The following is a 13,672-nucleotide window of genomic DNA, read 5'->3' on the forward strand; positions in this document are numbered from 1 at the left end:
CAGGCCCGTACGGGCCCCGGCGGTCACGCTCCCGGTACGCGGACGGTATGTACCGCCCGGCGCGCCGGGAGCGTACGGAGCTTCAGCGGGCCGTGCGGGTGTGGACGTGCTCCACCAGCCGGGTCAGCGCGTCGGGGTCGGTCGTCGGCAGGACGCCGTGGCCGAGGTTGAAGACGTGGCCTTCGAGCCCCTCGGCCGCGGCCAGCACCTCGTCCGCCTTGGCCGCGACGGCCTGCGGGGTGGAGAAGAGGACAGCCGGGTCGAGGTTGCCCTGGAGCGCCTTGCCGGGGCCGACCCGGCGGGCCGCCTCGTCCAGCGGCACCCGCCAGTCGACGCCGACGACATCCGCGCCGGCCTCGCCCATCAGCCCGAGCAGCTCACCGGTGCCGACACCGAAGTGGATGCGCGGCACACCGTACGGAGCCACCGCGTCGAAGACCTTCGCCGAAGCGGGCAGCACCGAGTGCCGGTAGTCGGCCGGGGCGAGCGCCCCCACCCAGGAGTCGAAGAGCTGGACGGCGCTCGCGCCCGCCTCGATCTGGACACGGAGGAAGGCGGAGGTGATGTCGGCGAGCCGGTCGAGCAGGTCGGCCCAGAGCTCCGGGTCGCCGTACATCATCGCCTTGGTGTTCTCGTGGTTGCGGGACGGGCCGCCCTCCACGAGGTAGCTGGCGAGCGTGAAGGGCGCACCGGCGAAGCCGATGAGCGGTGTCCCGCCCAGCTCGGCCGTGAGCATGCCCATCGCCTCGGTGACGTACCAGACGTCGGCGGGCTCCAGGTCGCGCAGCTGCGCGAGGTCGGCGCGGGTGCGGATCGGCCGGGCGATCACCGGGCCCACCCCGGGCTTGATGTCGAGGTCGATCCCGATGGCCTTGAGCGGTACGACGATGTCGCTGAAGTAGACCGCGGCGTCCACCTTGTGGCGGCGGACCGGCTGGAGGGTGATCTCGGTGACCATGTCGGGCCGCGCGCACGAGTCGAGCATGGCGGTCCCCTCCCGCACCTTCAGATACTCGGGGAGTGAGCGCCCGGCCTGCCGCATGAACCAGACAGGGGTGTAGGGCACCGGCTCACGCCTGCACGCCTTGAGGAAGACCGAGTCGGCCGGGGGGTTCTGGGCGCCCAAGGGGCGGTCGTTGGCACTCACGCCGAGAAGTTTCGCATGAGCGGGGGAAGCGGTTGCCCCCGGCAGGGTGTCCTTCCCCCCGCAACTGCCTCGTTCCGCCTAGTCTTCCCGGCATGGCTGCGGCTCAAGGACGATTTTCAGATGGCGCTGACGAAATGAACAGCACGGAGACGGACACCGTCCCGCCCGCCTTCAGGCAGGCGGTCGACGCCCTGCAGTCGGCGCGCCTGCGTCCGGAGATGGAGATCGACCCGACCAAGCCGCCGCGCAAGCTCGCGCCGTACGCGTACGCGCTGGAGGCCGCGGTCGTCGAGAACGACAACGACCTGGCCGACGGCAGGCTCGTCCTGCTGCACGACCCGGCCGGGCACGACGCCTGGCAGGGCTCCTTCCGGCTGGTGACCCTCGTCCGGGCGGAGCTGGAACCCGAGATGGCCGCCGACCCGCTGCTGCCCGAGGTCTGCTGGTCGTGGCTGACGGGGGCGCTGCAGGGGCGAGGACTGTCGTACGGGGAGGCCAGCGGCACCGTCACCCGCGCCGGGTCGCACTATTTCGGCGGTCTCGCGGAGCGCAAGCCGGCCACCCAGATCGAGATCCGGGCGTCCTGGACGCCGCGCGAGGGTCTGGGCGGAGTGCCGGACGCCGGGGCGCATCTGGCCGCCTGGTGCGATCTGCTGTGCCAGATCGCCGGGCTGCCGCCGGTCGGGCCGCCGGACGCCGGGGTGGTCTCGCTGCCGCAGCGGCGCGGCCCGCGCACGCACTGACCCGTACGCAGTCACGCGCCCGCACCCTCACCCACGCATCGGCCCGCACCCGGTCACGCGCCCGCACTGGCACCCACGCATCGGCCCGAGCACGCGCCCGCACTCACACCCACACCGTGCCCCGCACACTGACGCGCGCGCCGACACCCACCACGGGTACGCCCACCGGCACACACCGGCACACGTGGTGGCGCAGGCACCGTCGCTCCGGTGGCCGCTCCCCCGCGTACGCCCGCGCACTACCCGAGGCCCCCGTCCGCGCGCCGCGTGACGCGCCGATCGACGCAACCCCCGCACGAACAGCGACTTCGCGGACGCGGGCATCTTTCGAATGATCGGTCAGGCATCCGATTTGCCCGAATTGTTACTCACTAATTCGTGATCATTCTCTAAAGGCGGGCGGGTTTGCTGCCGAAGAAGTCTGTGACCCTTCAAGCACGGTTCGCCCCCGGCTCTTCCCCCGGCCGGCACTCGTTCCGCACCTTCCCAGGAGGCCTGGTGTCCGTTCTCCTTGAGCAGCCCGCAAGCCTGGTCGCCTACCGCCCGAACAAGCCGACGGCCATGGTCGTCGTGGCCGACCCACGCGTCCGCTCCACCGTCACCCGCCATCTGTGGGCCCTTGGAGTACGTGACGTCATCGAGGCATCGTCCATCGCGGAGGCCCGTCCCCGCGTCGGCAAACCACGTGACATCTGCGTGGCCGACGTCCACCTGCCCGACGGTTCCGGGCTGACCCTGCTGTCCGAGACCCGGGCCGCAGGCTGGCCCAACGGTCTGGCACTGTCCGCCGCCGACGACATCGGCGCCGTGCGCAACGCCCTCGCGGGCGGCGTCAAGGGCTATGTCGTCACCGGCACCCGGAACAACATCGGCCATCCCACCCGGCCCGGTGCCGCCCCCATCGGCGCCGCCCGGATGCAGCGCCGCCCCCCGGGTACCCCGAGCCACCCGGGCGGCTACCGCGAGCTCTCCGGCCGTGAGGTCGAGGTGCTGCGCCTGGTCGCCGAAGGCCAGTCCAACAAGGCCATCGGCGTCTCCATGGGGCTCTCGGCCCTCACCGTCAAGAGCCACCTCGCCCGCATCGCGCGCAAGCTCGGCACGGGTGACAGGGCCGGGATGGTCGCGGTGGCACTCCGTACCGGAATCATCCACTGACCCGGTCCACCCGGCAGGGCGGCCCATGACACGGCACTGACTGGTTTCAGCCCCCTCGGCACCCGTCGACGCAGCGTTACGTCGGCGGGTGCTGTGCGTTCACCGATACCCTTGACGGGTGACCGACGCTCAAGAGACCGCAGCAGAGACAGCACTGCGAACCACCGGGGGCGCTCCCCCGGCCGACGTCGAACAGGCGCCGATCCCCTTGCTGGAGCCCCGCGAGGGCATTCCGCCGGTGGTTGCCACCGATGAGGCACTGGCCGATGTCGTCGCGGCGTTCGCCGCGGGGACCGGGCCTGTCGCCGTCGACGCCGAGCGCGCGTCCGGCTACCGGTACGGCCAGCGCGCCTATCTGGTGCAGCTGCGCCGCGAGGGCGCGGGCAGCGCGCTCGTCGACCCGGTCGGCTGCCCCGACCTCTCCACCCTCGGCGCCGCCATCGCCGACGCCGAGTGGGTGCTGCACGCCGCCACGCAGGACCTCCCGTGCCTGCGGGAAATAGGCATGATTCCCAGCCGGATCTTCGACACCGAGCTGGCCGGGCGGCTGGCGGGCTTCCCGCGGGTCGGCCTCGGCGCGATGGTCGAGAGCGTGCTCGGCTTCACGCTGGAGAAGGGCCACTCGGCGGTCGACTGGTCGACCCGGCCGCTGCCCGAGCCCTGGCTGCGCTATGCCGCGCTCGACGTGGAGCTGCTGGTCGACCTCCGGGACGCCCTGGAGGAGGAGCTGGACCGGCAGGGGAAGCTGGGCTGGGCGATGGAGGAGTTCGACGCCATCGCGTCGGCGCCGCCCGCCCCGCCGCGCAAGGACCCCTGGCGCCGTACGTCCGGGATGCACAAGGTCCGCAGGCGCCGTCAGATGGCGGTCGTACGGGAGCTGTGGACCACCCGCGACGCGGTGGCGCAGCGGCGCGACGTCTCCCCCGGGAAGGTCCTCGGCGACGGTGCCATCGTCGAGGCGGCCCTCGGCCTCCCGGTGAATCTCCAGGAGCTCACCGCGCTGCCCGGTTTCGGCCACCGTATGGGCAAGCGCCAGCTGGAACAGTGGCAGGCGGCCGTCGACCGGGCCAAGGCGCTCCCGGACGCCGCGCTTCCGCAGCCGGGCCAGCAGGTGGCGGGACCGCCGCCGCCGCGCGCCTGGGCCGACAAGGACCCGGCGGCCGCGGCCCGGCTCTCCGCGGCGCGTGCGGCCGTGTCGGCCCTCGCCGATGAACTGAACATGCCGCAGGAGAATCTGATGACCCCGGACACGGTGCGCCGGGTGTGCTGGGAGCCGCCGCGCGAGCGGACGGTGGAGAAGGTCTCGGCCGTTCTGGCCGGGCTCGGCGCACGGAACTGGCAGATCGAGCAGGTCGCTCCGCTGCTGACCGCCGCGGTCCAGGACCCGCCGGCCCAGAGCTGACACCCCGGGTCTGCGGCGACGCCGCCGCGGACCCGGACACCTCACCACCCCTGCGTCCGGTACGTCCGGCAGCCGGTGGACCACGCGCACGCCGAAGGCTCGGACATCTGCGGACACGACTCGTGCCCGCGGGGCTTCGGCTGCCCAACTCCGGACAAGTAGAGCGGACTATCCGATCTCTCCGGCGCGAAGAAGGCCGGACAACCGCTATTTCTGGCCGAATTCCGGAATGCCCAGGTGCTGGACCTGGCCATCGGCGACGTCAGGCGGCTCCTCCACTGGTCCGTCCGGCGTGTGACCTTCGACGCTCCCGCCCCAAGGACTGGGCAGCATGGTTACCCGTGGGTAGCATGGCCTTGTGCAGCGCGCCCCGGCGTGCCCGCAGCAGCAGTGCCATCCCGCACCCTGGAGGAGAGCCATCGTGCCTCGTACCATCCGGGACGTCGTCTTCGTCGACGGCGTCCGCACCCCGTTCGGCAAGGCGGGCCCGAAGGGCATCTACCACGAGACCCGCGCCGACGATCTCGTCGTGAAGGCGATCCGGGAGCTGCTGCGCCGCAACCCGGATCTCGACCCCGCGAAGATCGACGAGGTGGCCATCGCGGCCACCACGCAGATCGGCGACCAGGGGCTGACCCTCGGGCGCACCGCGGGCATCCTGGCCGGGCTGCCGCAGTCCGTGCCCGGCTTCTCCGTCGACCGCATGTGCGCGGGCGCCATGACCGCGGTGACCGCGACCGCAGGGTCGATCGCCTTCGGCGCGTACGACATCGTCCTCGCGGGCGGCGTCGAGCACATGGGGCGCCACCCGATGGGCGAGGGCGTCGACCCGAACCCGCGGTTCGTCTCCGAGAAGCTGGTCGACGAGTCCGCCCTCTTCATGGGCATGACCGCGGAGAACCTGCACGACCGCTACCCGACGATCACCAAGCAGCGCACCGACGAGTACGCGGTGCGCTCGCAGGAGAAGGCCGCCAAGGCGTACGCCAACGGCAAGATCCAGCAGGACCTGGTGCCCGTGTCGGTGCGCCGTACCAACCCCGAGGCCGGCGAGACCGGCTGGGGCCTGGCCACCGCCGACGAACCGATGCGTCCTGGCACCAGCCTGGAGTCGCTCGCCGGTCTCAAGACGCCGTTCCGCGCGCACGGCCGGGTCACCGCCGGCAACGCCGCGGGGCTCAACGACGGCGCCACCGCCTCGCTGCTCGCGTCCGAGGAGACCGCGCGCGAGCTCGGGCTGCCGGTCAAGATGCGCCTGGTGTCGTACGCGTACGCGGGTGTCGAGCCCGAGGTCATGGGGTACGGCCCGATCCCGTCGACCGAGAAGGCCCTCGCCAAGGCCGGCCTCTCCATCGACGACATCGGCCTCTTCGAGATCAATGAGGCGTTCGCCGTCCAGGTGCTCGCCTTCCTGGAGCACTACGGCATCGCCGACGACGACGCGCGGGTCAACCAGTACGGCGGCGCCATCGCCTTCGGTCACCCCCTCGCCTCGTCCGGTGTGCGGCTGATGACGCAGCTGGCCCGGCAGTTCGAGGAGCAGCCCGAGGTCCGCTACGGCCTGACCACCATGTGTGTCGGCTTCGGTATGGGCGCATCGGTCATCTGGGAGAACCCCCACTTCGACACCACCGCCGGAGGCACCAAGTGAGCACCACCACCTCCGACCTCCTGAAGGGCGCGGCCGAGCTGTTCCCCGGCGAGGTCGTCACCCAGGCGCATGTACGCCACCTCGATCTGCCGGGCGGCGCGGGCAGGTTCGCGCTCATCACGCTCGACAACGGCCTGGACCACACCAAGCCGACCACCTTCGGCCCGCAGTCGCTGGCCAACCTCGACGCCGCCATCGACCAGGTCGAGAAGGAGGCCGCCGAGGGCACGATCGTCGGTATCGGCATCACGGGCAAGCCGTTCATCTTCGCGGTCGGCGCCGACCTCAAGGGTGTCGAGCTGCTGAAGAACCACTCGGACGCGCTCGCCATCGGCAAGGGCGGCCACGATGTCTTCAAGCGGCTGTCCACGCTGGCCGTCCCCACCTTCGCGTACTACAACGGCGCGGCGATGGGCGGTGGCGTCGAGGTCGGTCTGCACTGCGCCTACCGCACGGTGACCAAGTCGCTGCCCGCGTTCTCGCTCCCCGAGGTCTTCCTCGGCCTGGTGCCCGGCTGGGGCGGCTGCGCGCTGCTGCCCAATCTGATCGGCGCGGACCGCGCGGTCTCGGTCATCATCGAGAACTCGCTGAACCAGAACCGGCAGTTGAAGGGCAAGCAGGTCCACGAGCTGGGGATCGCCGACGCGATCTTCGAGGGCGCGGACTTCCTGGAGCAGTCGCTGATCTGGACCTCCGCGGTCCTGCGCGGCGAGATCGAAGTCGTACGCCCGGAGATCGACCGCGGCGACGCCTGGGACCAGGCGGTCGAGCGCGGCAGGGCCATCGCCGACTCCAAGGTGCACGGCGCGGCCCCGGCCGCCTACCGCGCCCTTGACATCATCGCCGCCGCCAAGGACGGCGACCTGAACAAGGGCTTCGACTCCGAGGACCAAGCGCTCGCCGACCTGATCATGGGCGGTGAACTGCGCAGCGGCATCTACGCGTTCAACCTGGTCCAGAAGCGGGCCAAGCGCCCGGCAGGCGCCCCGGACAAGAACCTGGCGCGCCCGGTCACCAAGGTCGGGGTCGTCGGCGCCGGTCTGATGGCCTCGCAGCTGGCGCTGCTCTTCCTGCGCCGTCTCGAAGTGCCGGTGGTGCTGACCGACATCGACCAGGAGCGTGTCGACAAGGGTGTGGGCTATGTGCACGCCGAGATCGACAAGCTGCTGCTGAAGTCCCGTATCAACCAGGACAAGGCCAACCGCCTCAAGGCCCTGGTGAGCGGTGTGCTCGACAAGGCCGAGGGCTTCGCGGACGCCGACTTCATCATCGAGGCGGTCTTCGAGGAGATCGGCGTCAAGCAGCAGGTGTTCGCGGAGGTCGAGGCGGTCGCCCCGGCGCACGCGGTCCTCGCCACCAACACCTCGTCGCTCTCGGTCTCCGAGATGGCGTCGAAGCTGAAGCACCCCGAGCGGGTCGTCGGCTTCCACTTCTTCAACCCGGTCGCGATCCTGCCGCTCCTGGAGATCGTCCGCGGCGAGCAGACCGACGACGCCTCGCTGGCCACGGCGTTCGGTGTCGCGCGGAAGCTGAAGAAGACCGCGGTGCTGGTGAAGGACGCCCCGGCGTTCGTCGTCAACCGCATCCTCACCCGCTTCATGGGCGAGATCCAGAACGTCATCGACGAGGGCACCCCGGTCGAGGTCGCCGAGAAGGCCGTCGAGCCGCTCGGCCTTCCGATGTCGCCGCTGGTCCTGCTCGAACTGGTCGGCCCCGCCATCGGTCTGCACGTCTCGGAGACCCTGCACCGCGCCTTCCCCGAGCGCTTCACCGTCTCGGAGAACCTGGCCGCCGTCGTCAAGGCGGGCAAGCGCGGCTTCTACGTCTACGAGTCGGGCAAGCCCGAGCTGGACCCGGAGGTCGCCGCGCTCCTCCAGCAGGGCACGTCGGTGCTCTCCGAGGAGCAGACCCGCGACCGTGTCCTGGACGCGGTGGCGCAGGAGATCGGTCTGATGCTGGAGGAGGGTGTCGTGGCCGAGGCCCAGGACATCGACCTCTGCCTGATCACCGGCGCCGGCTGGCCCTTCCACCTGGGCGGCATCACGCCGTACCTGGACCGTGAGGGCGTGTCGACGCGGGTGAACGGCAAGCCGTTCCTCGCCCGCGGTGTCGCGAGCGTCCCTGCCTGACCCTGGCCGCTCCGGACCACCGGAGCCCCTCGCGCGTGTGCCCGTCCCGGCGATCCCGGGGCGGGCACACGGCGTTGAGTCGGTGGCCGCCAGCACGGTGCAGGCCCAGCCGCCGATGTCGACGCCCGCCGCACCCACAGCCCTTCCCGTCACGTCGGAGCTGTGCAGGGTCACGGGGCCCGCGGTGTTCCACGACCACTGGCAGAGCTCGCCGGTCCCCGCGTACCGGAAGCGCAGGGCGCCGCTCTCCGGCGCGGGCGCCAGTGTGCCGTCAGCGGCATGGACCTGGGCGCCGGTGTCCTCGGCCCAGGCCCCGGCGGGCCCCGTCCGGCTCCAGCGCGCCGTGCCGGGAACGTCCCGCAGCCGGGCGAAGAGTTCCACCCTGCCGTCCGGCACCCGCAGGGCCACCAGTTCGTCCGCGGTCTTCGTACCGCGCAGATGCCGCCAGGGCGACCACGAGCCGTCGGGCTTCTCGTGCCGGGTGTTCACCGTGTGCTCGTCGTTGCGGATGAAGACATGCAGCGTCCCGTCGTCGTCGAACGCGGCCACGGGGAAGCCGACATGGCGGCCCCGCTCCGGCTCGGCGCGGTGCGGATTGCCCAGCGAGTGCCACGGCCCGGCCGGACGTCCCGTCTGGTACTGCGTCGCGCACACCACGTCCACGGCGACGGCGCCACCGGCACGTGCGGTACGCCGCAGCCCGACCAGCCGTACATAGCCGTCCGGCCCCTGGACCACGGTCAGACCGGGCAACAGGCCCGGCGCGTCGAGGCGTTCGGGCCCCGACCAGCCGCCGGTCACCCCCTCGGTCCAGCGCAGCACCGCCCCGGCCGTGGGCAGATAGGCGGAGAGACGGCCGTCGTTGCCCCTGATCAGCCAGCTGCCCGGCAGCGCGTACCGGGGGCGGAGCGCCGTACCGGACGCGGCGGCAGGGGCGGGCTCCCGGCAGTCGACCAGGAGCGGCTGCCCGCTCTCGCGCCGGTGGATACCGGCGGCCCGCAGGGCGGCGCACGCGGCGGCGGTACGGCGCTGCTCGGTGCCGCGGTCCCCGGCGGGCGCTCCGGACGGGGCGTCGGGGCCCGTGGTGATGACCAGCGCGGGCCGCAGGGACCGGAGTTCGGCCAGCACCGCCTGCACACCGTCTTCACGCGGCGCGAGGACACGGAGTTCGCCGCTGACCCGCCGGCCCTGCCGTACGGCATCGGACACGGCCCTCTCGAACTCCCGCCGCTCCCACGGCTCCCCGCTCGCCAGACAGACGGCGGTGACCTCACCGGGACCGCCGGTACCCGCCAGCAGAACGGCCGCGTCGGCGGGCGTGGCCGCGACGAGCAGCGCCGCGGCCGCCTCCTGCCGGGTCCCGACGAGCAGCGCCGCAGCCTGCGGGTCCCGATGTCCGTACTCCTCGGCACGCGGCCCGGTTGATGCCACCATGGCGCTGTCGCCCCCTTCGCCGCGGGGTCCGCGGTGCCCCCCTTGGCGCACATCAGCACGATAGACGCACACAAGACGCACACATTTGCCTATATGCTCTGGTGCCAATCGAAACCGGCGGCAACGACGTCCCCCCTTTTTCGCGCCGTCGCACCCGACCGATCGCCAGTCCCCCCATGCCAGACGCGGTCGTCACCCCGCCACAACCGCCGATTCACGGGATCAGAGGACAACCACGGCATGACTCAGGCCACCACCCCGCCCCGCTCGCGCAAGGCCCCCCGGCAGCGCCGTCGCGGGCTCCGCATCGCTCTGCTCGTACTCCTGGTGCTGGTCCTCGCCGCGGGCGGGACCGCATGGTGGCTGTACAGCAGCCTGAACGGCAACATCAAGGGCGTCGACATCAACAAGTCGCTCGGCAAGGACCGCCCGGAGAAGCTGCCCACCACCGGGCAGAACCTGCTGGTCCTGGGGTCCGACTCACGGGCCGGGGAGAACGGGAGGATCGCGGGCGGCAACGTCAGCGGGGCCCGTTCCGACACCGCGCTGGTGATCCATGTGCCCGAGGGGCGCAGCAGGGCGACCGCGGTCAGCATCCCGCGGGACACCCTGGTGACCCGTCCCGAGTGCGCCAAGTCGGACGGCTCGTCCGTGCCGTCCGCGCACCGCGTGATGTTCAACTCGGTCTACTCGCAGGTCGGTCCGGCCTGTGTGGTGAAGACCGTGGAGCAGATGTCCCATGTACGGATCGACCACTACATGGAGATCGACTTCGCCGGCTTCAAGGGGCTGGTGGACGCGATAGGCGGGGTGACCGTCGACGTCCCGCAGGACATCCACGACGGGGCGAGCGGCCTCAACCTCAAGGCGGGTCCGCAGAAGCTGAACGGCACCCAGTCCCTGGAGTTCGTACGGACCAGGCATGGCATAGGGGACGGCAGCGACCTGGGCCGGATCGGGCTCCAGCAGCAGTTCCTGCTCGACCTGCTGAGCGAGGTGCAGAAGCAGGACATGCTGAGCAGCCCCTCCAAGACGTACAAGATCGCCAACTCCGCGACCAAGTCCCTGACCACCGACTCGGATCTGGCCTCGCTCACCAAGCTGGCGGAGTTCGCCCGCAGCATGAAGGGCGTCAACCCGGACACCATGGAGACGATCATGCTCCCGGTGGCGTACGACAAGGCCGACCCCAACCGTGTGGTGGCGGCCGAGCCGCAGGCCACCCAGTTGTGGAAGGCGATCCGCACGGACACCGAGGTCCCCGATGCGGCGAAGAAGTCCCCGGCGCACGGCGGTTGACCGGGACAGCTCGCCGGCCGCTCGTTCAGGCCCGGGTCCACGCCGCGAGCGCGAGACCCGGTTCCGCTTTCTGGCGTGCCACCCGCAGCGTGCCGTCAACGGCGACGGCCGCGAGCACCACCCGGTCCTCGGCGTCCACGGCGAGCGAGGGCGCGCCCAGGGACGGCTCGCCGGTCTCCGTCCACCACAGACCGTCGGCCTCGCCCTCGGTGGGGCAGGCGGCGATGGCGGGCCGGCCGTTGCGCGCGCGGTAGGCGAGAACCGTGCAGTCGAAGCCCTCTATGGGGGTACGCAACACCGCCACCGGTCCCCCGTCGGGCGCGCCGCCGAGCTCCAGGGCCGGGGCGCCCGTGCGGTGCGCGGTCACCCCGGCGCCGCCTGAGGCGCAGCCGTAGTACGTGGCGCGGTCGTCCGCGGTGGACAGGCCGGTGACGGATCCGGCGGCGGCCGTGGCGGCGAAGGGCTCCGCTTCGGCGAAGTCGCCGCCGGGCTCCTCCTGGCACCAGCGCGACAGCTGCTTGTCGGCCGGGGCGAGCAGCTCGACCCGGCTGCCGACGGCGACCGCGGCGGGCATCGCCTCCAGGAGGTGACTGCCCTTCAGGTCCTTCCACCCCTCCCACTTGCCGGACTTGCCCTGTCTGCGGAGGCTGACTCCGCCGCCCGCGTTGCGTACGAAGACATGGACCCGCCCGTCGTCGGCGACCACGGCCGCCGGGGCCCCGATCGCCCGGGCGCGGCTCTCGTCCTTGTGCGGGTTGCCGAGGGAGTGCCAGGGGCCGAACGGCCGACCCGTCTGGTACTGCGTCGCGTGCATCAGCTCGACGCCGCGGGCCGTGGTGCGCCGGGTGACCAGATGGACATAGCGGTCCTGGCCCTGGGCGAGGGTGGCGTGGGTGAGGCCGGGGGCCTCGATGAACTGCGGATCCGTCCAGTCGGGCCCGCCGGGCCGCTGTTCGGTCCAGCGGAGCAGGCCGCCGTCCGCCGGGGCGTAGGCACTGAGGCTGCCGTCGTTGCCCCGCAGCAGCCAGCAGCTCGTGGCCGGACCTGCGGCCTGTGCGGAATGCGACGACATGGCTGGCTGCCAGCCTTCCCTCAGCCGGTCGAACGGTACCGCTGAGAATAACATTCCGGCTGGTGAGAGCGGTGGGTGCCCGAGCCTGCCGCGGCCCGGGCACCGGGCACTGCTACTTCTGCTCCGGCTCGGCCATCCGGCTGTGCTTGCGCCCGTACCAGACGTACACCACACCGCCGATGACCATCCAGATCCCGAACCTGATCCAGGTCTCGGCCGGCAGGTTGAGCATCAGCCAGAGCGAGGCGAGCGCCGAGACGACGGGCACCAGCGGGACCAGCGGGGTCCGGAAGGCGCGCGGCAGGTCGGGGCGCTTCTTGCGCAGGATGATGACGCCGACGGCGACCAGGATGAAGGCGAACAGCGTCCCGATGTTGACCAGTTCGGCGAGTTCGCTGATCGAGGTGAAGCCCGCCACCAGGGCCACGATCAGGCCGAGCAGGATGGTGGAGCGGTAGGGCGTACCGAACTTGGGGTGCACCCGTGAGAAGACCTGGGGCAGCAGCCCGTCACGGCTCATGGCGAAGAAGACCCGGCTCTGGCCGAGCAGCAGGATCATACAGACGGAGGTGAGGCCGACGGCCGCGCCGAAGCTGATCACACCCGCCCAGAAGGGGTGGCCCACCGACTTGAACGCGTCGGCGAGCGGGGCGTCCGTGGAGAGCTTGGTGTACTTCTGCATACCGGTGACGACGATGGACACCGCCACGTACAGCACGGTGCAGACCGCCAGCGAGCCGAGGATGCCGCGCGGCACATCGCGCTGCGGGTTGCGGGTCTCCTCCGCGGCGGTGGCGACGATGTCGAAGCCGATGAAGGCGAAGAACACGACGGCGGCCGCGGTGAAGATCCCCATCACGCCGAAGGCGCCGGGCGCGAAGCCGAAGAGCTGTACGAGCGGGTCCTTGAGGCTGCCGCCGGCCGAGCCGGGCACGGAGTGCGGGATGAAGGGGTGGTAGTTCGATCCGGTGATGTAGAACGCGCCCACGATGATCACCAGCAGGACGACGGTGACCTTCACGGCCACGATGACGGTCGTCACGCGCGAGGACAGCTTCATACCGAGGACCAGGATCCCGGTCAGCACCAGGACCAGCAGGGCGGCCAGCAGGTCGAAGCCGAACTTTCCGTTCTGCGTCCCGGAGAGCGCCTGCGGCATGCCGATTCCGGCCGTGTCCATCAGCGAACGCACATATCCGGACCAGCCGACCGCCACCACCGCGCAGCCCAGGGCGAGTTCGAGGACGAGGTCCCAGCCGATGATCCAGGCCGGCACCTCACCGAGCGACGCGTACGAGAAGGTGTAGGCGGAGCCGGCGACGGGCACCGTCGAAGCGAACTCGGCGTAGCAGAGCGCCGCGAGGGCACAGACGACACCGGCGACCACGAAGGCCAGCGCCACGGAAGGGCCGGCGGTCTGCTTGGCGATCAGACCGGTCAGGACGAAGATCCCGGTACCGATGACGACCCCGATACCGAAGACCGTCAGATCCAGTGCGGACAGGGATTTCTTGAGTGCGTGCTCCGGTTCCTCCGTGTCCCGGATCGACTGCTCCACGGATTTCGTCCGGAAGAGACTGGTGCTCACGGGTGTACCTCCACGCTTGTAGTCCTCGCCATGATCCGAGCGCGTGAGTGCG

11 protein-coding genes are annotated in these 13,672 nt (G+C 71.2%); 8 read left to right on the forward strand and 3 right to left on the reverse strand.

The genetic code is table 11. The features are described 5' to 3' along the window. Window positions 1-82 precede the first annotated feature (82 nt). Window positions 83-1,147, reverse strand: a complete 1,065-nt coding sequence (hemE, locus tag OG510_RS07380) for a uroporphyrinogen decarboxylase (RefSeq protein ID WP_406135981.1) — start codon at window positions 1,145-1,147, stop codon at window positions 83-85. A 92-nt stretch (window positions 1,148-1,239) separates the two neighbouring features. Here hemE and OG510_RS07385 point away from each other — a divergent pair, with 92 nt between their 5' ends. From OG510_RS07385 to OG510_RS07420, 8 genes are all read left to right on the forward strand, one after another. After that, window positions 1,240-1,890 carry a DUF3000 domain-containing protein gene (locus tag OG510_RS07385; protein ID WP_164259398.1) on the forward strand — a complete coding sequence of 217 codons (651 nt, stop codon included), beginning with the start codon at window positions 1,240-1,242 and terminating at the stop codon, window positions 1,888-1,890. Window positions 1,891-2,388: 498 nt separating this feature from the next. Further along, on the forward strand, window positions 2,389-3,045 hold the full coding sequence (locus tag OG510_RS07390; protein ID WP_164259399.1) for a response regulator transcription factor: 657 nt from the start codon (window positions 2,389-2,391) through the stop codon (window positions 3,043-3,045). Window positions 3,046-3,163: 118 nt separating this feature from the next. Further along, window positions 3,164-4,447 (forward strand): HRDC domain-containing protein, encoded by a 1,284-nt coding sequence (locus tag OG510_RS07395; RefSeq protein ID WP_406135982.1) that lies wholly within the window; start codon window positions 3,164-3,166, stop codon window positions 4,445-4,447. Window positions 4,448-4,868: 421 nt separating this feature from the next. Beyond that, window positions 4,869-6,098 (forward strand): thiolase family protein, encoded by a 1,230-nt coding sequence (locus OG510_RS07400; RefSeq protein WP_406135983.1) that lies wholly within the window; start codon window positions 4,869-4,871, stop codon window positions 6,096-6,098. Then, on the forward strand, window positions 6,095-8,227 hold the full coding sequence (locus tag OG510_RS07405) for a 3-hydroxyacyl-CoA dehydrogenase NAD-binding domain-containing protein (RefSeq protein ID WP_406135984.1): 2,133 nt from the start codon (window positions 6,095-6,097) through the stop codon (window positions 8,225-8,227). The genes OG510_RS07400 and OG510_RS07405 overlap by 4 nt, the downstream gene beginning before the upstream one ends. A gap of 82 nt (window positions 8,228-8,309) precedes the next feature. After that, window positions 8,310-8,945 carry a hypothetical protein gene (locus OG510_RS07410; protein WP_406135986.1) on the forward strand — a complete coding sequence of 212 codons (636 nt, stop codon included), beginning with the start codon at window positions 8,310-8,312 and terminating at the stop codon, window positions 8,943-8,945. A 263-nt stretch (window positions 8,946-9,208) separates the two neighbouring features. Beyond that, window positions 9,209-9,652 (forward strand): hypothetical protein, encoded by a 444-nt coding sequence (locus OG510_RS07415; protein ID WP_406135987.1) that lies wholly within the window; start codon window positions 9,209-9,211, stop codon window positions 9,650-9,652. A gap of 249 nt (window positions 9,653-9,901) precedes the next feature. Then, a complete protein-coding gene (locus OG510_RS07420; protein WP_406135989.1) occupies window positions 9,902-10,960 on the forward strand; it encodes an LCP family protein in 1,059 nt (352 codons plus the stop codon). Window positions 10,961-10,985: 25 nt separating this feature from the next. Here the strand turns inward: OG510_RS07420 and OG510_RS07425 are convergent, their stop codons facing one another. Both OG510_RS07425 and OG510_RS07430 read right to left on the reverse strand, forming a co-directional pair. Next, entirely contained in the window at window positions 10,986-12,032 is a 1,047-nt protein-coding gene (locus OG510_RS07425; RefSeq protein WP_406135990.1) for a hypothetical protein, read from the reverse strand. A gap of 112 nt (window positions 12,033-12,144) precedes the next feature. Next, window positions 12,145-13,620, reverse strand: coding sequence for an amino acid permease (locus OG510_RS07430; protein WP_406135991.1), 1,476 nt, complete (start codon window positions 13,618-13,620; stop codon window positions 12,145-12,147). Window positions 13,621-13,672: the final 52 nt, after the last annotated feature.

The organism is Streptomyces sp. NBC_01089 (genome assembly GCF_045162975.1).
Taxonomy (GTDB): Bacteria; Actinomycetota; Actinomycetes; order Streptomycetales; family Streptomycetaceae; genus Streptomyces.

Bases quoted from the DNA above. Each gene is read 5' to 3' on its own strand.
- OG510_RS07385 (WP_164259398.1), top strand. From the start codon at position 1,240: ATGGCTGCGGCTCAAGGACGATTTTCAGATGGCGCTGACGAAATGAAC.
- OG510_RS07420 (WP_406135989.1), top strand. From the start codon at position 9,902: ATGACTCAGGCCACCACCCCGCCCCGCTCGCGCAAGGCCCCCCGGCAG.
- OG510_RS07425 (WP_406135990.1), bottom strand. From the start codon at position 12,032: ATGTCGTCGCATTCCGCACAGGCCGCAGGTCCGGCCACGAGCTGCTGG.